This window comes from Streptomyces xiamenensis (assembly GCF_000993785.3).
In the GTDB taxonomy this organism is placed as follows: Bacteria; Actinomycetota; Actinomycetes; order Streptomycetales; family Streptomycetaceae; genus Streptomyces; species Streptomyces xiamenensis.
Map to the genome: position 1 here is coordinate 5284208 of NZ_CP009922.3, position 23156 is coordinate 5307363.

Consider the following 23156-nt stretch of genomic DNA (forward strand, 5'->3'; position numbering starts at 1 on the left):
GGGCTGAGGGCTCCACGCTGCGGACCGTGACAGTGAGAAGCGGGTGTTCACGCCGGCGAGCCGAGTGATCCGACTCGCGACGCGGAACGTCGCACACGGTTGCAGGTCAGTGCCGGATTCGCACCGGCTTCCCTCGGTCGTCAACGCATGAAGTTATGGATCCCCCGAAAGACGGAATCTCCGCCAGAATAGGCCGCCCACCACGGATTTGACCAGACCTTTATCTGCGCTCCGATGTGCTGGATCATGCAGGAACAACCACGCGCCGATCACGGAGCGGCCGACGCGGCCGGGGTGTGTGGTGATCCAGGAACGTAAGGACGCACATGAACGTCGCACGACGGGACGCCCAATACCTGGGTCCCGAACTGGAGTTCACCGAGGACGACGCACCGGACCTGGTGCGGGCGCTACAGCGCGCGGCCCGGCGAGCCCCCGACGCCGGTGTCATCACCGTGACCCCGGACGGGACGAGCAGCACCTTCCAGACCTATCCCGAATTGTTACTGCGAGCCCGGCGCCTGCTGAACGGACTGCGCGAACACGGAGTGCGCCCCGGCGATCCGGTCGTGCTGTGCGGACTGCCGCTCGACGCGTTCTTCCCGGCGTTCTGGGCCTGTGTGCTCGGCGGCGCCCGGCCGGTGGCGATCGCCGACCGCGCCGAGGCCGGCGCCCCGGCCCTGAACCGGCTGCGCCAGGTCTGTGACCTGCTGGACGCTCCGCTGGTGCTCACCGACCGGAGCGGAGCGGCCGGTCTGAGCCGTACGGACCCCGCCCTGCGGGCCGTGGCCGCCGAGGACTGCGCCACGGGACCCGAAGCCCTCGACCTCGATGCCGATGCCGACATCGTCGTGCCGGACGGCGCGGACATCGCCGTGCTGATGCTCTCCTCGGGCAGCACCGGAGCCCCCAAGGCGGCACAGCTCACCCACCACGGCCTCGCCGTGTTCGCCGCGAGCAGCCGCCGGATCCTGGACCTCGGCCCGGACGACACCACCGTCAACTGGCTGCCCGTGGACCACAGCGGCGCCTTCCTCCTCTACCACGTGCTCGCCGTCTTCACCGGGACGACCAACGTGCACGCGCCAACGGATCTGGTGCTGGCAGATCCGCTGCGCTGGCTCGATCTCCTCGAAACCCACCGGGCCACCCACAGTTGGGCCCCCGCCTTCGGCTTCTCCCTCGTCACCGAGGCGCTGGCGGCGCCCGGCGGGGCACGCGCGCGGGACCTGAGCCGGGTGCGGTCCCTGCTCAGCGGCGGCGAACGGATCGCCGAGCCCGTCATGCGCCGCTTCCTCACCGCGACCGGCCCCTTCGGGCTGCGCGCCGAACACCTCATGACCGCCTGGGGCATGGCCGAGACGACCACCGCCATCACCTTCGGGCGGCTGGACCGGCCCGGCACCGTACAGCGCGTCCTGCGCGGCAGCCTGACGGGCGAGGTCAGCCCCGCGCCGCAGGACGCCCCCGAGAGCGAGGTCCTGACCTTCGTGGCCTGCGGCGCCCCGGCGCACAGGTCGGCGATCCGGGTGGTGGACGACGCGGGCCGGGTCCTGCCGGAGCGGTGGATCGGCCGGCTCCAGGTCTCCTCGCCACGGGTCATCCCCGGCTACGCCAACGCCCCGGAGGCGGACGCCATCGCCTTCCCGGACGGCTCACGCTGGCTGGAGACCGGAGACCTGGCCTATCTGGCGGACGGACAGCTGGTGATGACCGGTCGCCGCAAGGACGTGATCATCCTCAACGGGCTGAACGTGCTCTCCCAGGAGGTAGAGGAGGCCGCCGCCTCCGCCGACGGGGTACGCACCGGCGATGTCGCGGCCTGCGGAGTGCCGGGGGAGGGCGACAAGGGGGAGAGCCTGGCGGTGTTCTTCGTCGGCGGTTCCGGCCCGGCCGCGGACGCCACGACCGCCCAGAAGATCAGGGCCGCCCTGTTCGGGCGGCTGCGGCTGACGGCGGACCGGGTGATCCCGGTGCCGGCCGCCGGCTTCCCGCGCACCCCGGCCGGCAAGATCCGGCGGGCGGAACTGCTGGAACGCCTGCTGGCCGGGGCCTTCGACGGCCCGGAGATACCCACCGGGGCCCCCGACGGCGGCCCCGGGACATCCACGCGCCCCGCCCACCAGGGCCCCGACGTGCGCACCGTGGTCGCCGACGAGGTCGCGGCCGTCCTGGGGCGGCCGGTCACGGGCGCGCAGGACACCCCGTTCTACGAACTCGGCCTGGACTCCATCCGCATGGTGCGCCTGCGCGCCCGGCTGGAGGAGGTACTGGGACGGCCCGTGCCGCAGACCGCCCTGTTCGAACACCCCACGGTGACGGCGCTGGGCGCCCGGCTGGCCGAGGACTCCGGCCCGGTGCCGGCCCCCAGCGCCCCCGAAGCTGAGCGCACCGAGGCCCCCGACCGGCGGATCGCCGTCATCGGCATGGCCGCCCGCTTCCCCGGGGCCGCCGACACCGACGCCTACTGGCGCAACCTCTACGAGGGTGTCGACAGCGTCCACACCTTCGCCGGGCGGGACGGTGACCGCATCCCCGTCATCGGCGCGCTCGACGGCATCGACGACTTCGACGCCGAATCCTTCGGCATCGCCCCGCGCGAGGCCGGCGCCACCCACCCAGCCCACCGGCTGTTTCTGGAGGTCTGCCGCCGGGCGCTGGAACACAGCGGCCACGCCGGGGACGAGGGCGACCAGCGGATCGGGGTGTTCGCCGGCAGCGGGATGCAGCTGTACGGCCACCAGGAGGGCGGCCCCGGGAGCGGTGCCGCCGCCGGTGACCCGGTGGAGGCGATGCAGTGGGCGATGGGCACCCAGCCCGACTTCCTCGCCACCCGCGTCGCCTACCGGCTCGGGCTCACCGGACCGGCCATCGGCGTCCAGACCGCCTGCTCCTCCTCCCTGGTCGCCGTGCACCTCGCCGCGCAGTCGCTGCTCAGCGGCGATGCGGACATGGCACTGGCGGGAGCCGCCGCCGTCCACACCGCACAGGACACCGGCTACCGCTCGCACCCCGGATCGATCCTGTCGCCCAGTGGCCGCTGCCGCCCCTTCGACGCCGCGGCGGACGGCACGGTGGGCGGCAACGGCGTCGCCGCCGTGGTGCTCAAGCGCCTGGACCGGGCGCTGGCCGACGGCGACACCGTGCACGCCGTGATCCTCGGCTCGGCCGTCAACAACGACGGCTCGGGCAAGGTCGGATTCAGCGCCCCCGGAGTGGCGGGCCAGGTGGCGGTGGTCCGCGACGCCCTGCGGGCGGCCGGCATCACCGGCGACACCGTCTCCTACGTCGAGGCCCACGGCACCGGTACGGCGCTGGGCGACCCGGTCGAGTTCGAGGCCCTCTCCCGCGCCCTGGGCGAGGGGACGGACCGCACCGGCTTCTGCGCCGTCGGCTCGGTGAAGTCGAGCATCGGCCATCTCGACACCTGCGCCGGCCTGGCGGGGCTGATCAAGACCGTCCTGATGCTGCGCCACCGCACCCTGCTGCCGACACTGCACCTGCGCACCCCGCACCCCGCGCTGCCGCTGACGGACGGCCCGCTCACCCTGCCCACCGCACGCGGGGCCTGGCAGCCCCGGCCCGGCATCCCGCGCCGTGCCGGCGTGAGCGCGCTGGGCGTGGGCGGCACCAACGCCCACGTGATCCTGGAGGAGGCGCCGCCGGTGCCGGCGCGCGAGGAAGCGGCGGCACGCCCCGTTCTGCTGCCCCTGTCCGCACGGGACACCGCCGCCCTGTCCGAACTCGCCACGGAACTCGCCGCCCACCTGCGGCAGCACCCCGGTCTCGACCCGGCGGACGTGTCCACGACCCTGACCCTGGGCCGGACGCACCACACCGGCGCCCGCGCGGCCGTCATCGGCGAGAGCGTCGAGGAACTCATCGCCGCCCTGGAGAGCCTGGAGCCGGGCCACTCGCCCGCACCCGCGCCCGGCCGGCTGGCCTTCGCCTTCTCCGGCCAGGGCGCACCGGAGGGCACCCTGGAGGCCCTGGCGGCCTACTTGTCCGTGACCGAGGACGCACCGCAACCCCTCCTGTTCGCCGCGCAGACGGCCCTGGTGGAACGGTGGGCGTCGCTCGGCGTGCGACCGGACGTGGTGCTCGCCCACAGCCTCGGCGAGTACGCGGCCCTGTGCGCGGCCGGCGGGCTGAGCGCGGCCGACGCGCTGTACCTGACGACGGAACGCGGCAGCCTGATGCGCCGGCTGGCCCCGCCCGGAGGGGCGGTGGCACTGCGCGCCGACCTGGCCACCGCCGAACGGATCGCCCAAGCGGGCGGCGTGGAGGTGGCGGCCGTCAACGGCCCGCGCTCCCTCGTGCTGTCCGGGGCGGAGCCGGCGATCGCGAGGACACGCGAACTGCTGGACGCCGAGGGCATCCGCTGGCAGGCCCTCCCGGTGGACCGGGCGTTCCACTCGGCGACGCTGGACGCGGCACTGGACGCGTTCCGCGAGCGGGCCGAGACGATCACGTTCACTCCGCTGCGAATACCGCTGATCAGCGGCCTGGACGGCGAGATGCGGCCGGTGGGCTGGGTGCCCGACGCGGACCACCTCATCCGGCACGCCCGCCGCCCGGTCCGCTTCGACCTGGCCATGGCCACGGCAGCCCGCGAGGGATACCAGGACTTCCTGGAGATCGGCCCCGGAGCCACCCTGGCGGGCCTGGGCCGCCACTGCGTCCCGGACAGCCGCTGGCTGTCCGGACTGCTGCCCGCGCTGGCCGAGCTGTACCGCAGGGGTCACCCACTGAACTGGCGGGCCCTGACCGCCGAAGGCACCCGCGTCCCCCTCCCCGGACCCCCGCGCCGCCCCCGGACCTTCCCGGCGTGGCGGGCCGAAGGACCGGGCGACACCCCGCCGGTGCGGACCCCGGCACCGGCCGACGCGGCCACGACCCATGGTGGCCCGGCATCTTCGGCCCCGGCATCCGGCGCTGCCGCCTGTCGCGCGGGGGCCGGGCGGCCACCGTCATCGGACAGCCTGAGTGAGGAGCGTGCACCGGAGCCCGAGGTGTCGGTCGACGGTCCGGGATCGCCCGGACCGGCGGGAGCCGCGCAGAGCGACTCCGCCCGGGCGGACGGCGCCCTCGCGCCCGTAAGGGCCGAACCGTCCGCCGAGGCCGATGTGCTGGCGGTGGTCGCGGAGCTGACGGCGCGCAAACTCGGCGTGGAAGCCGCGGAGGTCCGTCCGGACTCCTCCTTCTTCGCCCTGGGCGCCGACTCGCTCGCGCTCATGGGAATGACGGCCGAACTGTCGCAGCGGTACGGCGTACGCGTCCCCGTACGCGACCTGTTCTCCGACGCGGACACCCCGCAACGCCTCGCCGCCCTGATCACGGCCCGGGGTGGCACCGCACCGTGGCCCACGGCCCCCGCGCCGTCCGCGCCTTCGAGTGGCACGGACGCCGCACCCGCGGTGGATACGCCGACCGCGGCGATATCCGCCGACGGGGCCGGCGCACCGGACCGGCCGGGCGGGGCACACCTCCCGCCGGACGCCGCTCCCGCCGATGAGGCGCCGACGGCCCCCGCACCGCAGGTGACCGGCGCGACGGCGGCCACCGAGGTGGTCGTCGAGCAACTGCGCACCACCCGTCACCTCGTGGACCAGGTGACCGAGCTGATGTCCCGCCAGCTCGACCTGCTCTCCGCCGGCAGCGCGCCGGGCGAGCCGGCTGCCGAGCCGGCCCCCTCGGCGGCCCGCGACCGGGAGCCCGTTGCCGCGCTCCCGCCCGTGCCGGCCGCCGCACCCGAGCCCGTGGCGCCACCCACCGCCCCGGCCCCCGTGGTGCCGGTACCCGGCCACCCCGCACCCGTGACCACCCGGGCCCCGGCCCCCGCCCCCGTACCCACCGCCGCACCGGCCGGCGTGCCCGATTTCAGTCTGTACTTCTTCGGCGACTATCCCGAGGAGCAGCAGCGCGACAAGTACGAACTCATCATGGCGGCCGGTGAGTTCGCCGACCAGCACGGCTTCCACGCCCTGTGGTTCCCCGAACGGCACTTCGACTCCTTCGGCGCGCTGTTCCCCAACCCCTCCGTGCTCGCCGCCGCACTCGCGGCCAGGACCCGGCGGGTACGGCTGCACGCCGGCTCCGTCGTGCTGCCGCTGCACCACCCGGCCCGGGTCGCCGAGGAGTGGTCCGTCGTGGACAACATCTCCGGCGGCCGGGCCGGCATCTGCGTCGCCAGCGGCTGGCACGCCCGCGACTTCTCGCTCGCACCCCAGAACTACGGCCGGCACCGCGAGCTGATGTACGAACAGCTGGAGACGGTGCGGCAGCTGTGGTCCGGCGACCCCGTGGAGGTCACCGCCGGGGACGGCACGGCCACCGAGATACGGCTGCACCCGCGCCCCCTCCAGGAACAACCGCCGCTGTACGTGGCCGTCGTCGGCAACCCGGACAGCTACCGCCGGGCCGCCCGCGAGGACCTGGGCATCGTCACCAACCTGATGGCGCAGACCGTCGAGCAACTCGCCGAGAACATCGCCCTCTACCGGAGCACCCGCGCCGAACACGGCCTGGACCCGGCGGCCGGACGCGTCGTGGTACTCGTGCACACCTTCCTCGGCGAGGACGCCGCGGCGGCCAGGGCCGAGGCGTACCAGCCCTTCCTCTCCTATCTGCGCTCCTCGCTCGCCCTGTTCAACCAGGTCACCAACAGCCTCGGCGTCGAGGTCGACCTGGAGAACACCGACCCCGAGGACGTCGACTTCCTGCTGGGCCGCGCCTACGAGCGGTACTGCGCCGACCGCGCCCTGATCGGCGACGAGAAGGACGCCGCCGCGACCGTCCGGTCCCTGACCGACGCCGGTGCCGACGAGATCGCCTGCTTCGTCGACTTCGGCGTGGCCCCCCAGCGGGTGCTCGACGCACTGCCGCTGCTCGACCGGCTGCGCACCTCCCTCCCCACCGGACGCCAGGCGTTGACCCCGGCCCAGCGGCGGATCTGGGTGCAGGAACAACTCCAGCCCGGCACCCGCATGTACCACGAGCCCAAGGCCATTCGCCTGGACGGCCCCCTGGACCCGGCCGCCGTACGGGGCGCCCTGGAGCGGGTCATCGCCCGCCAGCCGGCGCTGCGTACGGTCTTCCCCCAGTCCGACGGCGTCCCCCACCGGGAGGTGCGCGAGCACGTCACGATCGAGCTGCCGGTGGACGACCACAGCGGCGCCACCGAGGAAGAAGCCCTGCGCGCCGTGCTCGACCGCACCGCGGGCGAGGTCCTCGACCTCGCGCGGGGCCCGCTGCTGGCCGCCCGGCTGCTGCGCCTGGCCCCGGACCGGCACCTGTTGTTCCTCGTCGTCCACCACCTGGTCGTGGACTCCGCCTCCACGGCCGTCCTCGCCCGCGACCTCACCGCCGAACTGCGCTCCTGGCCGCTGCCCGCCGGCCTGCCACCGCTCACCCCGTCCGCCGTCCCGCCGCCACCGGGGCCCGAACACATCGCCGCCGACCTGGAGTTCTGGCGCGGTGAACTCGCCGGTGTGCCCGACCTGACGCTGCCCACCGACCACCCGCGCCCGGCGGTGCGCACCGGCGCCGGGGCCGCTCTCAGCCACGAGCTGGACGGCGCGCTGATGGCGGACCTGGGCCGGTACTGCGCCGAGCGGCGCGCCACCGTGTTCATGGCCATGACCGCCGCCATCGGTGCGGTGCTCGGCCGCTTCAGCGGCACCACCGACCTCGTCCTCGGGACGGCGGTCGACGCCCGGCCCCCGGACGCCGCGCACGAGGTCGGACTCTTCCTCGACACCGTCGCGCTGCGCGTCGATCTCAGCGGCGACCCCGACTTCGGGACGGTGCTGCACCGGGTGCGGGACCGCAGCACGGCCGCCTACGAACACCGCGAGGTGCCCTTCGACGACCTGGTGCGTGCCCTGAACCCGCGCCGCGACCCGGGCCGCAACCCGCTGTTCCAGGTGATGGTGGAGTACGAGCGGCAGACCGCGTCCGACCTGCTGGACGTACCCAGCGACCGCGCGCCGTTCGACCTCAGCTTCTACCTCACCCACCACGGTGACGGGTTGCGGTTCATGGCCGAGTACGACACCGCGCTCTTCACCGAACGCACCGTGCGCCGGCTGATCGGCTCCGTCGAGCAGACGCTGCGGCACGTCCTGCGGACCCCGGACGCCCCGCTGTCCGAACTGACCGCGCCGACCGACGCCGACCGGGCCGAACTGCTCGCCCACCACACCCCGGAACCGCCCGCCCACCCCGGCGCGGACGACACCCTGCACGCGCTGTTCGAGCGGCAGGCGGGGCGGACCCCGGACGCCCCCGCCCTGCGCACGGCGGCCGACGGGAGCACCCTCACCTACCGCGAACTGCGCGACCGTGCCCACGCCCTCGCCCATCTGCTGCGCGCCCAGGGCGCACGGCGCGGCGAGCGGGTCGCCGTGCTGCTGCCGCGCGGCCCCGAGCTGATCACCGCGCTGCTGGCGGTCCTGGGCAGCGGCGCCGCCTATCTGCCGCTCGACCCCGCGCTGCCGGCGGCCCGCCTGGCGGAGCTCGCGCGCGACGGCGGGCCCACGCTGCTGCTCAGCGGCGCGGGGCTGCCCACCGAGCAGTACGGTGCCCTCGCCGCGGAGACCGGCGTGCCCGTGCTGCTGATGCCGCGGACGCTGGACACGGCCGGTGCCCAGGCGGGGCCGCCGGCAGATCCCGCCGGCCCCGACGACCCGGCCTACTGCCTCTACACCTCCGGCTCCACCGGCCGCCCCAAGGGCGTGATCGTGCCGCACCGCGGCCCGGCCATGCTGGTACGCGGCCATCTCGCGGCACACCCCGCGCTGCGCACCCTCCAGTGGACCTCGCCCGCCTTCGACGTCAGCGTGCAGGAGATCTTCACCACCCTGGCGGCCGGCGCCGAACTCGTCCTGATCGACGAGGCGGTACGGCACGACCCGGCCGCCGTCGCGGCGGCGGTGCGCGAGCACGCCGTCGAGCGGATGTTCATGCCCTGCACCCCGCTGCGCTATCTGATGGAGACGGAGCCCCGCCTGCCGTCCCTGCGCGAGCTGTTCTCGGCCGGGGAACCCCTGGAACTCACCCCCGCCTTCCGGCGCTTCCGCGCCGCGCATCCGCAGTGCGAGCTGTTCAACCAGTACGGGCCCACCGAGGGGTCGATCGTCGTCACCTCGCACCGGGTGAGCGAGGACCGGCCGCCGATCGGCCGCCCGCTCCCCGGGGTGCGGATCCGGCTGCTGGACGCCGCCGGGGCCGAGGTCCCGGTGGGCGCGGTCGGCGAGATCGAGATCGGCGGCCCCGCGGTGGCGCACGGCTACCACGGCAGGCCCGACGAGAGCGCCGCCGTCTTCTCCACCGGCCCGGACGGCGTGCGGACCTACCGCACGGGGGATCTCGGCCGCTGGCAGGCGGACGGCACCCTCGCCTTCCTGGGGCGCACCGATGACCAGGTGAAGATCCGCGGGTTCCGGGTGGAACCGGCCGAGGCGCGGGCGGCGCTGACCCGGCTGCCCGGAGTCCGGGAGGCGGCGGTGCTCGCCCGCCGCGACCGGCGCGGTGAGGCCGAACTGGTCGCGTACGTGGTGACGGAGCCGGGGACGGACACCGGCGCACTGCGGGCCGCGCTCCGCGACACCCTGCCGGGGCACCTGGTGCCCCGCCACTGGGTGCCGCTGGAGCGGCTGCCGGTCAACGCCTCGGGCAAGCTGGACCGGGACCGGCTTCCCGACCCGGCCCCGGCCACCGGCACGGGCGAGGATCCCGGTGAGCCGGTCGAGGAGCCCGGCACTCCGCTGGAGAAGTCGCTGCACGACCTGTGGTGCGACGAGCTGGACCTGCCGGGCGGGATCTGTGTCACCCGGTCCTTCTTCCAGCTCGGCGGCCACTCGCTGAGCGCCATCCGGCTGGTGCACCGGATGAACGAGGAGCACGGCCGCACCGGCCGGACACTCACGATGGCCGGTTTCTTCGGGGCCCCCACGGTCCGGGCCGCCGCCGCGCACTTCGAGGCCGGGGACGGGGCCGGGAGCCCGATCGCGACAGAGGCCGGTCCGCGCTCCGGCGCCGCGACCGGGCAGGAAGGACGGAGCGGGGTGGAGACGGTCCCCGCGACGTCCCTGCTGCGGCGGCTGGCACAGCGGCACCGCGCGAACCCCAACCCGGCCGTCTACAACGTCGCCCACCGCCTGGAGCTGACCGGGGACCTCGACCCGGCCGCCCTGACCGGCGCGCTGCGCGCCCTGGTGGCGCGGCACGCCGCGCTGCGGCTGCGGCTGACCGGCGACCGGGCCGAGTTCCCGGCGGACGTTCCCTTCGACGTCCCCGTGGCGGACCTGACCGAGGCGGAGACCGACGCCTTTTGCCAGGAGGCCGCCGGGCAGCCCTTCGATCTGGAGCGGGCCCCGCTGTTCCGCTTCCGGCTCGGCCGCCTCGCCCCGGACCGCTGGCTGCTGGTGGTGGTGCTGCACCACGCGGTCTGCGACGGCTGGTCGATGGGCCTGCTGTGGCGCGACCTGTCCGCCCTGTACGCGGGCCGGACCCTGCCGCGGCCGGCGGCCGACTTCCCGGAGTACGCCCGCTGGGCGGCCGAGCAGGTGACCGGGGAACGCCGCGCCGAACTGGAGCGGTTCTGGCGCGGCGAACTGGACGGGGTGCCGCTGCGGCCCGTACTCCCCTACGACCGCCCGCGCCCGCCGGTGCTGTCGGGACGGGGCGCGCTGCACACCTTCACCCTGGACGGCGAGCTGCCGGCCCAGATCCGGGAGACGGCCACGGAGCTGGGCGGCACCCCGTACACGGTGCTGGCCGGGGCGTTCGCCGTGTGGCTGGCCCGGCTCGGCGGCCGGTCCGATGTGGTGCTGGCGGCGTCCAGCGCCAACCGGGTGGCCCGCCGGGAGCACGAGGAGGTGTTCGGCATGCTGGGCGAGGCGGTGGCGCTGCGCGCCCGGCTCCCCGAGGCGGACACGTTCGCCCATCTGGTGGCGCGACTGGGCCCCGCGCTGTTCACGGCGATGGACCATCAGGCGCTGCCGCTGGCGGAGGTGGTGCGGCTGGTGGCACCGGAGTACGGGGCCGGACCGTTCCCCGCGGTGCTGTTCACGGTCGTGACCACCGAACCGCCGGCGGTGGAACTGCCCGGGGTCCGCACGACCGTACGGTCGCTGCCGGTCTCCGGCACCGCGCGGACCGAGCTGTACGTGGTGCTGACCCCTCGTCCGGACCGGCTCACCGTGACCCTGGAGTACTCCACGGATCTGTTCGACGCCGCCACGATCGAGGCGTGGGGAGGTGATCTCGCCGACCTGCTGGCGCGGCTGCTGGCCGATCCGCACGCCCCGCTGCCCGGCACCGGCGCGGACGACGCGCGGTAGGGTCGGGCGCCGGCGGCACGGCATCCGTGCCGCCGGCGGCGATCGAGCGGACAAGGGGCCGGCATGGCACGGGGGAGCGGCAGAGCGGACACCTGGCTGATCGTGCTCGGGCAGAGCAGCCAGGCGCTCGGCATGGGCGGCATCGCCCTGTTCCTGCCGCTCATCCGCGAGGACCTGGGGCTGTCCTTCGCGCAGGCCGGGCAGCTCGCGGCCATCGCGACGCTCGTGTACGCCCTGATGCAGGTGCCCGCGGGCTGGCTGACGGACCGCTACTCGCCGAAGCTGCTGTTCTGCGTGGGGGTGGTGGGCACCAACGCGACGGCGCTGGCCTTCGCGGTCCTCCACCCCTACGGCTGGCTGCTGGCGGTGCAGGCGGTGTCGGGACTGTTCCGCTCCCTGATCTTCGCCCCGGGCATGATGCTCATCAGGGAGCAGTTCCCGGCCGACCGCAAGGCCACGGCGATGGGCCTGTACGTGGCGGGCGGCTTCGCCTCCAGCGTCCTGCTGAACACCCTGGGCCCGCTGGTGGTCGGCCCGCTCGGCTGGCGCTGGCTGTTCGTGATCTTCGGCGCGACCGGGGTGCTGTGGGCGGTGCTCTACCACCGGGTGGGCACCGATCCGCACCGCGAACCCGGGTCCTTCCCCCGGCTCACGGAGATCCGGCGGCTGTTCGGACATCCGGCGCTGTGGCTGATCGGCGTCATCCAGTTCGCCCGCCTGGCCACCGCGCAGGGACTGGCCTTCTGGCTGCCGAGCTATCTGGTGGCCGAGCACGACATGTCCCTGTCGGGGGCGGGGGCGATCGCGGCCGTCAGCGCGCTGATCACCGCGCCGTCCAATCTGCTGGGCGGCTGGCTCTCGGACCGGCTGGGCCGCCCGCTGCTGGTCATCACCATCGCGCTGACCGCGCTGTGCGCCTCGCTGGCCGTACTGCCGCTGGTGGACGGGGTGGTGCCGCTGCTGCTGGTGATCGGGGTGAACGCCCTGTTCGTCCAGCTGTACTTCGGCCCGCTGTTCGGTGTGGGACTCCACTATCTGGGGCAGCGCACGGCGGGCTTCAGCTCCGGGTTCGGGAACTTCTGCGCCAACGCCGGGGGCTTCGCCGCCATTTCCGCGCTGGGCACGATCAAGGACAGCACGGGGTCCTTCACGCTGGGATTCCAGCTGCTGGCCGGTCTGTACGCCGCGGCCCTGCTCGCCGTCCTGGCCCTGACCCGCACCACCCCGCTGACCGAGCGCCCCGCAACCGAGCGGGCCCCCACCGCGCCCGCCACCCCGGCCCAGCCGGACCCCGAACCCGGCCGCTGACCGGCGGGCGCACACGCCCCCACCGCCGGCCACGGCGCCGTCATCGAGCCCGCACACCGGGGTCCTGGACCGGTGTGCGCGGCGAGCGCACGACGGCCGCGACCGCACAGCGCGCCGGCATCCCGGCCCGCGTGTCGCAAATGTTCCCTGCGTCCCCGGGCGTGGATGATCGCGTGTGATCTCTCCGGCCCGGAAGGAACACCATGTCCACGTTCTTGTTCCGCATCGGAAGGTGGTCCTTCGCGCACCGCCGGATCGTCCTGGCGATCTGGTTGCTCGTCGCCGTCGTCGCGATCGGCGCCGCCACCGCGAGCGGTGGCAAGACCAACGACAACTTCACCATCCCGGGCACCGAGTCGCAGCGCGCCACCAACCTGCTCAGCGAGCGCGTACCGGAGCTGAGCGGCGGACAGACCCAGCTGGTCTTCGCCGCCGAGGGCGACGGCCGGATCGTCGACACCCGGCAGCGCGACGCCATCGAGACGTCCATCCAGAACCTCAAGGCGGTGCCGCAGGTCGCCGTCGCCACCGACCCCTTCCACGGCGGGGCCGTCTCCCCGGACGGCACCATCGGCCTGGGGTCGGTGCAGTACAGCGTGCAGCCCGGCAGCGTGGACGCCTCCACGCTGGAGGACGTGAAGAAGGCGGTGGAACCGGCGCAGGCGGCCGGGGTGCATGTCGCCTACTCCGGCAGCGTCTTCCCCGGCTGGAACGCCGCGCCCTCCGAGACACCGGAGATCGTCGGGGTCATCGTCGCGCTGATCATCCTGCTGATCACCTTCGGGTCCCTCATCGCGGCCGGGATGCCGATCATCACCGCGATCCTCGGCATCCTCATCACCATCATGTCGGTGACCGCCCTGGCCGCCGTGGTGGATGTCGCCACCGCCTCCACCACCGTCGCCATCATGCTCGGCCTGTCCTGCGGCATCGACTACGGGCTGTTCGTCCTCTACCGGCACCGCAACCACGTCCTGCGCGGCATGGACCCGCAGGACTCGGCCGCGCTGTCGGTGGGCACCGCCGGCGGCGCAGTGGTCTTCGCCGCGCTCACCGTGATCATCGCGCTGTGCGGACTGTCGGTGGTCGGCATCCCGTTCCTGGCCGTCATGGGCCTGAGCGCGGCCGGCGCGGTACTGGTCGCCATGCTGATCGCGCTGACGCTGCTGCCGGCGATGCTCGGCTTCGCCGGGCCGCACATCGTGCGGTTCCCGGGCCGCCCGCGCCGGCTGCACGCGCGTCTGGAGCGCACCGCGCACACCGCCGCCACCGCCCCCGAGGAGCATCGCGGCGCGCGCTGGGGCGCGTTCATCGTGCGGCACCGGGTGCCGGTGCTGTTCCTCGGAGTGCTGCTGCTGGGTCTGCTGGCGCTGCCCGCCACCCACATGCGGCTCGGACTGCCGAGCGGGTCCTCCCAGCCGACCTCCAACACCCAGCGCCAGGCCTACGATCTGATCACCGAGGGCTTCGGGGTGGGAGCGAACGGCCCGCTGCTGATCGTCGCCGACCACGTCACGGACAAGAGCCAGACCGATCAACTGGTGGCGGCGCTGGGCACACTGCCGGACGTGGCCGCCGTGCAGCCGCTGACCATGGCCAACGACGTCTCCGTCATCCAGGTGACCCCGGGCAGCGGACCGAACGACGAGGCCACCACCTCCCTCGTGCACCGCATCCGCGGCGACCGCGCCGCGATCGAGGGCGACACCGGAGCCGCCATCCTGGTGGGCGGCAACACCGCCTCCAACATCGATGTCTCCGCCAAGTTGTCCTCCGCCCTGCCCGTCTTCCTGATCGTCGTCGTCGGCCTGGCGTTCCTCCTGCTGACCTTCGCCTTCCGCACCTTCCTCGTCCCGCTCAAGTCGGTGCTCGGCTTCCTGCTGTCGATCCTGGCCGCCTTCGGCGCCCAGGTCGCGGTCTTCCAATGGGGCTGGGGGCAGCACCTGTTCAACATCGAACCCGCCGAGACCGTCAGCTTCCTCCCGATCATCATGCTGGCGATCATCTTCGGGCTCTCCAGCGACTACGAGGTCTTCGTCGTCTCCCGCATCAAGGAGGACTACACCCGCACCGGCGAGGCGCGCGCCGCGGTGGTGCGCGGCATGTCCCACTCCGCGCGGGTGGTGACCGCCGCCGCGCTCATCATGTTCTCGATCTTCGTCGCCTTCATGTTCACCAGTGACGCGACCATCAAGGCCATCGGCTTCAGCTTCGCCATCGGCGTGCTGCTGGACGCCTTTGTGGTCCGCCTCACGCTCGTGCCCGCGGTGATGGCCATCGCCGGGGGCCGCATCTGGTCCCACCCGCGCTGGTTCCGCCGGCTGCCCGACCCCGACATCGAGGGCAAGCGCCTGGAGCACGCCCACGGTTCCTGACCGGGCGGCCGGCGGTCCACCGCTCCCGGCCCGGCTACCAGATGGCCTCCACCCACTCCGGGTGGTCGATGAACGGGTTGCGGTTGTTCTGGTAGTCCTCGAAGATCACCTCGTTGCGGCGCCGCTCGTTCGCGTCCGGCGGGTCCTGCTCGTGCCACTCCTTGAGCACCGACAGCCGGCCGAGGTAGGGCACGCTGCCGTTCCCCGCCGTGTTGTTGACCTCCAGATCAGCGAACCCGTCACCGCCCTCGTAGCGCACCGCCATGTAGAACACCATCCGGGCCACGTCGCCCTTGACGGCGTCCCGGGGCTCCCAGGAGTCGGCGTCCGTGTAGTTGCCGGGCGCGCCCGAGACGGCGCTGCCCCCGTTGTCGAAGTCCTTGTTGCCGCGCACGCCGTTGACCTGGACGTCCTCGGGCCGCAGATGGTGCAGGTCCGTGCCGGGGCCGGCCGCGGTGCCGAAGTTGCCGTGCGACTGCGGCCACACGTGTTCGCGGTTCCACTGCCCGGTGTTGCCGCCGTTGTTGGCGGCGCTGCGGGAGATGCCGCTGTATATCAGCACCACGTTGCCGGGCCGGTTCGGATCGGCGTCGGTGACCTTGAGCGCCTCCCACACCTGGGAGTACGTCAGCTTGGTGGTGTCCGCGCTGATGATCCCGTGCAGCGCCTGCTTGAGCGGCTCGCCGCTCTTGCCCAGCGCGTCACGGTAGTAGACGTCGTCGGCCGCGGTGGCCTGCGGCAGCGGCGCGACGAACACCGCCGTCAGCGCCGCGATCGCGGCCGGCAGCAGGATCCGCCTGCCGCGCCCACGCCCGCGCGCGGGGCCGGAGGCGGTATCGGGGACGGGTGCGGGGGGTGCGCTCTGAGGCATGTGGGGGAGACCTCTCAAAGGACGGGCCGTCCGCCGGCCTGACGGACGTTGTCGTGATCCTGCCACCACACGGCCCGCACTACGCGCGTCCAGCACGACAGTTGGGTCAAGACCTCATGTCCCACGGGCTACCGCGGCGCGAACGCGCGGCGGGCGGGGAAGGAGCCCACGCTCCCTCCCCGCCCGCCACACCGTCAGGCCCCGGTCACCGGCAGCCCTTCACGCACCTCACGGGCCGCCGCCACCAGGTTCTCCAGCGCCGCCCGCACCTCCGTCCAGCCCCGCGTCTTCAGCCCGCAGTCCGGATTGACCCACAGCCGCTCGGCCGGAATCGCCGACAGCCCCTTGCGCAGCAGCGCCGCCGCCTCCGCCACGTCGGGCACCCGCGGCGAGTGGATGTCGTACACGCCCGGGCCGACCTCCCGCGGATAGCCGGCCGCGCCCAGCTCATCGGCCACCCGCATGTGGGAACGGGCCGCCTCCAGGCTGATCACATCGGCGTCCAGCTCGTCGATCGCCCGCAGGATGTCGCCGAACTCGGCGTAGCACATGTGGGTGTGGATCTGCGTGTCGGGACGCACCCCGGACGTCGTCAGCCGGAACGCCTCGGTCGCCCACGCCAGGTACTCCTCGCGCTCGGCGGCCCGCAGCGGCAGCGTCTCGCGCAGCGCCGGCTCGTCCACCTGGATCACCGAACTGCCGGCCGCCTCCAGGTCCTGCACCTCGTCCCGCAGCGCCAGCGCCATCTGCCGGGCGGTCTCCGCCTGCGGCTGGTCGTCCCGCACGAAGGACCAGGCCAGCATCGTCACCGGACCGGTCAGCATGCCCTTCACCGGCCGCTCGGTCAGCGACTGCGCGTACCGCGTCCAGCGCACCGTCATCGGCTCCGGGCGCGAGAGGTCCCCGGCCAGGATCGGCGGCCTTACGTACCGGGTGCCGTAGGACTGCACCCAGCCGTGCCGGGTGGTCAGCGCGCCGGTCAGCTGCTCGGCGAAGTACTGCACCATGTCGTTGCGTTCGGGCTCGCCGTGCACCAGCACATCCAGCCCTGCGCGTTCCTGGAAACCGATCACCTCATGGATCTCGGTCGCGATCCGGCCCTCGTAGGCGGTCTCGTCGATGCGCCCGGCCCGCAGATCGGCGCGCGCCGTGCGCAGTTCCCCGGTCTGCGGGAAGGACCCGATGGTCGTCACCGGCAGCAGCGGCAGCCCCAGCCGGTCGTGCTGCGCCGCCGCCCGCTCCGGGTAGGCGGCGGAGCGGCGCGCGTCGGCCTCCGTCACGGCGGCGGTACGGGCCCGCACCGCCGGGTCGTGGGCCAGCGGCGAGTTGGCCCGGGAGGCCAGATCGGCGCGGTTGGCGGCCAGCCGGGCGGTGATCGCCCCGGTGCCCTCGGACAGACCGCGCGCCAGGGTGACGATCTCCTCGGTCTTCTGCACGGCGAACGCCAGCCAGCGGGCCAGCTGCGGATCGATGTCCCGCTCCGCCGCGGCGTCCAGCGGCACGTGCAGCAGCGAGCAGGAGGCCGCCACGTCCACCCGGTCCGCGAGACCGAGCAGCGTGCCCAGGGTGCTCAGCGACGCACCCAGATCGTTGATCCACACATTGCGGCCGTCCACCACGCCCGCCACCAGGCGCTTGCCCGGCAGCCCGCCTGCGGCGGCCAGCTCCGGCAGGTTCGCCGCGGCGGGGCCGGTGAAGTCCAGCGCGAGGCCCTCGACCGGGGACTTCGCCAGCACCGGCAGCGCCTCGCCGAGCCGGTCGAAGTACGAGGCGACCAGCAGCTGCGGCCGGTCGGTCAGCGCACCCAGCTGACGGTACGCGCGGGCGGTGGCGTTCAGCTCGGCCGGCGTCCGGTCCGCGACCAGCGCCGGCTCGTCCAGCTGCACCCAGCGGGCGCCCGCCGCCCGCAGATCGGCCAGCACCTCCGCGTACACCGGCAGCAGCCGGTCCAGCAGCGTCAGCGGCTGGAAGTCGTCCGCCACCCCCGGCGCCGGCTTGGCCAGCAGCAGGAAGGTGACGGGGCCCACCAGCACCGGGCGCGCGGTGTGACCCAGCGCCAGCGCCTCCTTCAGCTGCGCGACCTGGGTGGTGGAGTCGGCGCTGAAGACGGTGTCAGGACCCAGCTCGGGGACGAGGTAGTGGTAGTTGGTGTCGAACCACTTCGTCATCTCCAGCGGCGCCACGTCCTGGGTGCCGCGCGCCATGGCGAAGTAGCCGTCCAGCGGGTCGGCGGCGACGGCGGCCCGGTGCCGCGCGGGGACGGCGCCGACCATGACGGCGGTGTCCAGGACGTGGTCGTAGTACGAGAAGTCGCCGGTGGGTACCTCGTGGACGCCGGCCTCGGCCAGCCGGCGCCAGTTGTCGCGGCGCAGTGCGGCGGCCGTACCGTGCAGTGCGGCGGCGTCGGTGCGGCCCTTCCAGTACCCCTCGATGGCCCTCTTCAGCTCCCGGTCGGGCCCCTGCCGGGGTACGCCGTACACGGTGGCCCGTGCTGCCGCGGCTGCGGACTGTGCGGTCACGGAACTCTCCTTCGCGAGTGTCACTCCGGTGTCCGGTGGACCACTGCGGGGGCGCGAAGGGGCGATCGCCCGGGCGTGCGCGGGACGGAGCCCGCCGGCCGCCCGACGCGTGACGCCGACCCACCCTCGAGGGTCACCGGGAACCGCGCACGGATGCGCGCGGACAGCGGCAGGTCTTCGGACTCGCGGGCGTTGCTCGCCGGATGACGAGGCTTCCTAGTGGCCGTCGCTTCCCAGAACCGGGCTTCGGCTCCAGTGCGTTTGACGGCGGTCGTTCCCGCTCACCGCTGCGGGGCAGTCCCGGATTCCCACCGGGTTCCCTCTTACGACGCGTCTGCCTGGCGGGCAGGGCGAACCAGCTGCGTCCGCCACCCTAAGCGGTCCACCCCGTCACCGGACACCCCGTTCGTATGCCGGACGGGTCACTGGGCGCGCGAACCCGCCCACACCATGAGGAAGATCAGCGCGACCACCACGTGGCCCAGCACCCCGTACAGGAACAGCCGGGGCAGGAAACCGGGCGGCAGCTCGCCGCCCTTCGCGCGCTTTCCGGCCGGCGCGGGCGGTGCGGCTGGTGCGGGTGCCGCCGCCGGCGTGCCTTCGGCGGGTTCCCCGTGCTCCTCGCGTGGCGTCATGGCAGGACCGTCTCCCTTCCGTCGCCGCCCAGGCAGAGCTGGGCGGCCCCGCTGCGCAGCAGGGTGTGCACGAACAGCAGTTCCACGCCCTCGGGATCGGCGGCGCCGATCCGGTGCGGGGTGAGCGAGTCGAAGTGCGCGCTGTCGCCCGGCTCCAGCAGATGCCGCGCCTCGCCGAGGGTGAGCCGCAGCCGGCCGCCGAGCACGTACAGCCACTCCTCGCCGGCGTGCACGCGTACGAGGTCGTCCTGGCCGCCGCCGTACGGCACCCGGACCCGCAGCGCCTGCATGGCGCGGGCGGGCCCGCCCGCCGGCCAGTACCTCCAGCCGTCCGCCTCGCGGGCACCGGGCCCGGCCTGCGGGCCGCCGCGCACGACGGGGTCGGCGGCTGCGGGCAGCTCGCCGAGCAGCTCGGCCACCGTCGTACCGTAGATCCGGGCCAGGGACAGCAGCACCGGCAGCGAGGGCTGGCGCTGTCCGGTCTCCAGCCGGGACAGATGGGCGGGGGAGAGCCCGGCCCGGCCGGCGGCCGACTCCAGGGTCAGCCCGGCCCTGCCGCGCAGCTCGCGCAGCCGGGGTGCCATCGCCGGCAGCTCGGAGTTCATGGCTCCGATGCAAGCAAAATCTCGCCCCAGAGGCAAATGTTTTGCCTCTGGGGCAAAGAGCCTGTGCGCCCGATTCACCCTCCGAACGCCCTGTCGGGCCCGGTTCGGTGAGGAGTAGAGTCCCCTCGGAAAGCGCTTACTGCGCTTGCTGTGGAATGCTGAGATCCGCCCTGGTTCGGAGGAACCTCCCGCATGGCAACGCCCGAAGGGCCGCTCGACCACCACTACCGTGGCGAACACCCCGTACGCACCCTCGCCTATCTCTTCCGCGGCAGCCGCCCCCAGGTCGCCGGAGCCCTCATCGTCTTCGTGATCAAGCACAGCCCCGTATGGCTGCTGCCCCTGGTCACCGCCGCCATCGTCGACACCGTCGTGCAGCACCTGCCCATCAGCCAGCTGTGGAGCAGCGCCGGCGTCGTGATGATCATCCTGATCATCAACCCGCCGCTGCACCTGCTCTACGTCCGGCTGCTGTACGGCAGCATCCGCCGGGTGGGCACCGCCCTGCGCTCGGCCCTGTGCACCCGCATGCAGCAGCTGTCCATCGGCTACCACTCCCGGGTCAGCGCCGGCGTGCTGCAGGCCAAGGTGGTCCGCGACGTCGAAACCATCGAACAGATGGTGCAGCAGTCCTCGGACACCGGCCTCGGCGCCATCACCGTCCTCATCGGCGGCCTGGTCATCATCGGCTTCCGCACCCCCGAGTTCCTGCCCGTCTTCCTCATCGTGGTGCCCGTCGCCGCCCTCCTCGTGATGCGGCTGCGGACCCGGCTGCGCACCCACAACGAGGAGTTCCGGCACGAGGTCGAGAACCTCTCCTCCCGGGTCACCGAGATGACCCGGCTCATCTCCGTCACCCGCGCCCACGGCCTGGAGCCCAGCGCGTTGCGCCGCATGGACCACACCCTGGGCAACGTGCTGCGCTCCGGATTGCGGCTCGACCTGCTCAACGGCCGCTTCGCCTCGCTGGCCTGGGTGTTCCTCAACGCCCTGGGCGTGCTCTTCCTCACCGGTTCCGCGCTCATCGCCTACTACGAGGTGTGGGACCTGACGGCGGGGGACGTCGTGATGCTCAGCGCGTTCCTCACCACCCTCACCAACTCCACCACCACCTTGATGGGCCTGGCGCCCGTGATCACCAAGGGCCTGGAGTCGGTGCGGTCGGTCGGTGAGGTCCTCCAGGCACCGGCGCTGGAGGAGAACGAGGGCAAGACCGCGATGACCTCGCTGCGCGGCGCCATCGAATTCGAGAACACCGGGTTCCGCTACGAGGAGGCCGAACGGCCCTCGGTGCGCGACTTCACGCTGTCCGTCCAGCCGGGGGAGACCATCGCCCTGGTCGGCGCGTCCGGGGCCGGCAAGTCCACGGTGCTCAACCTCGTCATCGGCTTCATCCGGCCCACCAGCGGCCGGCTGCTGCTGGACGGCACCGACATGAACACCCTGGACCTGCGCACCTACCGGCGCTTCGTCTCCGTGGTGCCCCAGGAGTCCATCCTGTTCGAGGGCACCATCCGCGAGAACGTCGCCTACGGCATGGACGACGTCGACGACGACGCCGTCCGGGCCGCCCTGCGCGACGCCAACGCCCTGGAGTTCGTCGAGCGGATGCCCGGCGGCCTGGACGCCGTGGTCGGCGAGAGCGGCGGACGGCTCTCGGGCGGCCAGCGGCAGCGGCTCGCCATCGCCCGCGCGCTGATCCGCAACCCCCGGGTGCTGATCCTGGACGAGGCCACCTCGGCGCTGGACACCCGCTCCGAGGCGCTCGTCCAGCAGGCACTGGGCCGGCTGGTCGCGGGCCGCACCACCTTCGTGGTCGCGCACCGGCTGTCCACGGTGCGCAACGCCGACCGCATCGTGGTGATGCGCGACGGCGGCATCGCCGAGATCGGCACCCATGAGGAACTGCTGGAGCGGGGCGGGGCGTACGCCGGTCTCCAGCGCGGTCAGCTCACCTGATCCGGACCCGTGGGCGAGGGCGGCGGTCGGCGCGGTACGGCCGCCCGCCGCCCCCCGGCCGGGGTCACGCCGACAGCTCGCGCCGGTAGCGGACACCGGGCCGGCCACCGACCTCGGTCCCGCCCGCCTCCGCGAACCCGTTGTGCCGCAGCACCGCCCGCGACGCCCCGTTGTCCAGCGTCGTGACGGCGGTGAGCGTGTGCAGCCCGTACGCGCTCACCGCCAGCCGGCACAGCTCACCGACCGCCGCCGTGGCGACGCCCCGGCCCGCCGCGCGCTGCCCGATCCGGTAGCCGACCTCCGCCGTGCCGGCCGCCGCGTCCACCAGATTGGCGCGGCCGATCAGCTCCCCGTTTCCGTCCCTCACCACGTGGAAGTGGATGGCCCCGGTCTCCTGCTCGGCGAGCAGCGCCCGGTGCCGGTCGGCGAACTGCGCGAAGTACGCGTCGCCCCGGTCCGGGACCGACCTGGCGAACCAGGCGCGGTTCTCCCGTTCGAAGGCCAGCAGCGCGGAGGCGTGGTCCGCGTGCAGCCGTTCCAGTGTGACCATGCCCGGCAGTGTACGGAGCGGCCCTCAGCCGTCGAGCAGCGACAGTTCCATCGCGGCCAGCCGCACCGGATCGCCGACCGTGTCCATCGCCGTGATCAGGCCGGCCTCGACCGTGAAGAGTGCCACCGCCACCGAGCGGCCTTCGGCCCGGGTGAGTGCCCCGAGCCGGCCGTCCACCAGCGCGAGCCGCGCGCCTCCGTACTCCTGGGCGAAGCGCGAGGCCCCCCGCGCCAGCCGCTCCGCGCCGCGCAGCACCGTGCCGTCGTCCGAGCGCAGCACCACATCGGGGTGCAGCACCGTCACCAGCGCCCGCAGGTCCCCCTCCCGGGCGGCGGCCAGGAACGCCGTCACCACCTCCCGGTGCCGGGCGTCCGCCGTGCCCGCACCGGGCGCCCGCGTGCCCGGCCCCGCGCCGCGCACCCGGCGCCTCGCCCGGGACGCCAGCTGCCGTGTGGCCGCCTTGCCCCGCCCCACGATCGGGGCGATCTCCTCGTAGGGCACGGCGAACATGTCGTGCAGCACGAACGCCAGGCGCTCCGCCGGGCTCAGCGTCTCCAGCACCACCACCAGCGCGGCTCCCACCGAGTCGGCCAGCAGCGCCGCCCGCTCCGGATCGGCGCCCGCCTCCCGGGGCGCGGGGAGAGCCGGTTCGCGCCCCTCGGGCAGCGGCTCCTCGCGCCGGGTCCCGCGCGAACGCAGCAGGTTCAGGCACACCCGGCCGGTGATGGTGGTCAGCCAGCCGCCCAGATTGGCGACATCGGCGTCCCCGGCCCGCGCCGCGCGCAGCCACACCTCCTGCACGGCGTCCTCGGCCTCGGCCGCCGAGCCCAGCATCCGGCCCGCCATGGCCCGCAGCCGGGGCCGGTGTTCCTCGAACCGTGCCGCCAGGGCCTCGTGGTGATCCATCGCCCGCTCTCCTCGTACTCCTCGCGCACCGCGCTCCTGCCCCGATGACCCGCGCGGGGCAGCGGTTGTGACAGCTGCGCGGC

At 73.7% G+C, this 23156-nt stretch carries 10 protein-coding genes and 1 riboswitch; of the genes, 4 read left to right on the forward strand and 6 right to left on the reverse strand.

The features are described 5' to 3' along the window. Positions 1 to 326: 326 nt before the first annotated feature. The 3 genes from SXIM_RS28350 to SXIM_RS24315 all read left to right on the forward strand — a co-directional run bounded on the left by SXIM_RS28350 (position 327) and on the right by SXIM_RS24315 (position 15028). Positions 327 to 11345, forward strand: a complete 11019-nt coding sequence (locus SXIM_RS28350; protein ID WP_046725120.1) for a hybrid non-ribosomal peptide synthetase/type I polyketide synthase — start codon at positions 327 to 329, stop codon at positions 11343 to 11345. Between the two features lie 63 nt (positions 11346 to 11408). Continuing rightward, positions 11409 to 12653, forward strand: coding sequence for an MFS transporter (locus SXIM_RS24310; protein WP_030731188.1), 1245 nt, complete (start codon positions 11409 to 11411; stop codon positions 12651 to 12653). A gap of 203 nt (positions 12654 to 12856) precedes the next feature. After that, entirely contained in the window at positions 12857 to 15028 is a 2172-nt protein-coding gene (locus SXIM_RS24315; protein WP_046725121.1) for an MMPL family transporter, read from the forward strand. A gap of 34 nt (positions 15029 to 15062) precedes the next feature. Here SXIM_RS24315 and SXIM_RS24320 read toward each other — a convergent pair whose 3' ends face one another. The 4 genes from SXIM_RS24320 to SXIM_RS24335 form a co-directional block, all read right to left on the reverse strand. Beyond that, positions 15063 to 15899 carry an endonuclease I family protein gene (locus tag SXIM_RS24320; protein ID WP_078847020.1) on the reverse strand — a complete coding sequence of 279 codons (837 nt, stop codon included), beginning with the start codon at positions 15897 to 15899 and terminating at the stop codon, positions 15063 to 15065. A 194-nt stretch (positions 15900 to 16093) separates the two neighbouring features. Beyond that, positions 16094 to 18418: a 5-methyltetrahydropteroyltriglutamate--homocysteine S-methyltransferase gene (gene metE, locus SXIM_RS24325; RefSeq protein WP_046725122.1), complete on the reverse strand. Its 2325-nt coding sequence runs from the start codon at positions 18416 to 18418 to the stop codon at positions 16094 to 16096. A 151-nt stretch (positions 18419 to 18569) separates the two neighbouring features. Continuing rightward, a riboswitch (cobalamin riboswitch) is annotated at positions 18570 to 18794 on the reverse strand. Between the two features lie 46 nt (positions 18795 to 18840). Then, positions 18841 to 19053 carry a hypothetical protein gene (locus SXIM_RS24330; protein WP_046725123.1) on the reverse strand — a complete coding sequence of 71 codons (213 nt, stop codon included), beginning with the start codon at positions 19051 to 19053 and terminating at the stop codon, positions 18841 to 18843. Continuing rightward, positions 19050 to 19658 carry a helix-turn-helix domain-containing protein gene (locus SXIM_RS24335; RefSeq protein WP_030731202.1) on the reverse strand — a complete coding sequence of 203 codons (609 nt, stop codon included), beginning with the start codon at positions 19656 to 19658 and terminating at the stop codon, positions 19050 to 19052. The genes SXIM_RS24330 and SXIM_RS24335 overlap by 4 nt, the downstream gene beginning before the upstream one ends. A gap of 192 nt (positions 19659 to 19850) precedes the next feature. On the opposite strand from SXIM_RS24335, the gene SXIM_RS24340 reads away from it, so the two are divergent. Beyond that, the gene (locus SXIM_RS24340; RefSeq protein WP_046725124.1) at positions 19851 to 21617 is read left to right on the forward strand and encodes an ABC transporter ATP-binding protein; all 1767 of its coding nucleotides are present in this window, start codon (positions 19851 to 19853) and stop codon (positions 21615 to 21617) included. A gap of 64 nt (positions 21618 to 21681) precedes the next feature. Here SXIM_RS24340 and SXIM_RS24345 read toward each other — a convergent pair whose 3' ends face one another. After that, positions 21682 to 22167: a GNAT family N-acetyltransferase gene (locus SXIM_RS24345; protein ID WP_030731209.1), complete on the reverse strand. Its 486-nt coding sequence runs from the start codon at positions 22165 to 22167 to the stop codon at positions 21682 to 21684. Positions 22168 to 22191: 24 nt separating this feature from the next. Next, entirely contained in the window at positions 22192 to 23073 is an 882-nt protein-coding gene (locus SXIM_RS24350) for a sigma-70 family RNA polymerase sigma factor (RefSeq protein WP_046725125.1), read from the reverse strand. Positions 23074 to 23156 lie beyond the last annotated feature (83 nt).

Excerpts from the sequence above, each read along its gene's own strand:
- SXIM_RS24320 (WP_078847020.1), bottom strand. The coding sequence starts at position 15,899 with ATGCCTCAGAGCGCACCCCCCGCACCCGTCCCCGATACCGCCTCCGGC.
- SXIM_RS24340 (WP_046725124.1), top strand. The coding sequence starts at position 19,851 with ATGGCAACGCCCGAAGGGCCGCTCGACCACCACTACCGTGGCGAACAC.
- SXIM_RS24350 (WP_046725125.1), bottom strand. The coding sequence starts at position 23,073 with ATGGATCACCACGAGGCCCTGGCGGCACGGTTCGAGGAACACCGGCCC.
- SXIM_RS24335 (WP_030731202.1), bottom strand. The coding sequence starts at position 19,658 with ATGAACTCCGAGCTGCCGGCGATGGCACCCCGGCTGCGCGAGCTGCGC.
- SXIM_RS28350 (WP_046725120.1), top strand. The coding sequence starts at position 327 with ATGAACGTCGCACGACGGGACGCCCAATACCTGGGTCCCGAACTGGAG.
- SXIM_RS24330 (WP_046725123.1), bottom strand. The coding sequence starts at position 19,053 with ATGACGCCACGCGAGGAGCACGGGGAACCCGCCGAAGGCACGCCGGCG.
- SXIM_RS24310 (WP_030731188.1), top strand. The coding sequence starts at position 11,409 with ATGGCACGGGGGAGCGGCAGAGCGGACACCTGGCTGATCGTGCTCGGG.
- SXIM_RS24345 (WP_030731209.1), bottom strand. The coding sequence starts at position 22,167 with ATGGTCACACTGGAACGGCTGCACGCGGACCACGCCTCCGCGCTGCTG.
- SXIM_RS24315 (WP_046725121.1), top strand. The coding sequence starts at position 12,857 with ATGTCCACGTTCTTGTTCCGCATCGGAAGGTGGTCCTTCGCGCACCGC.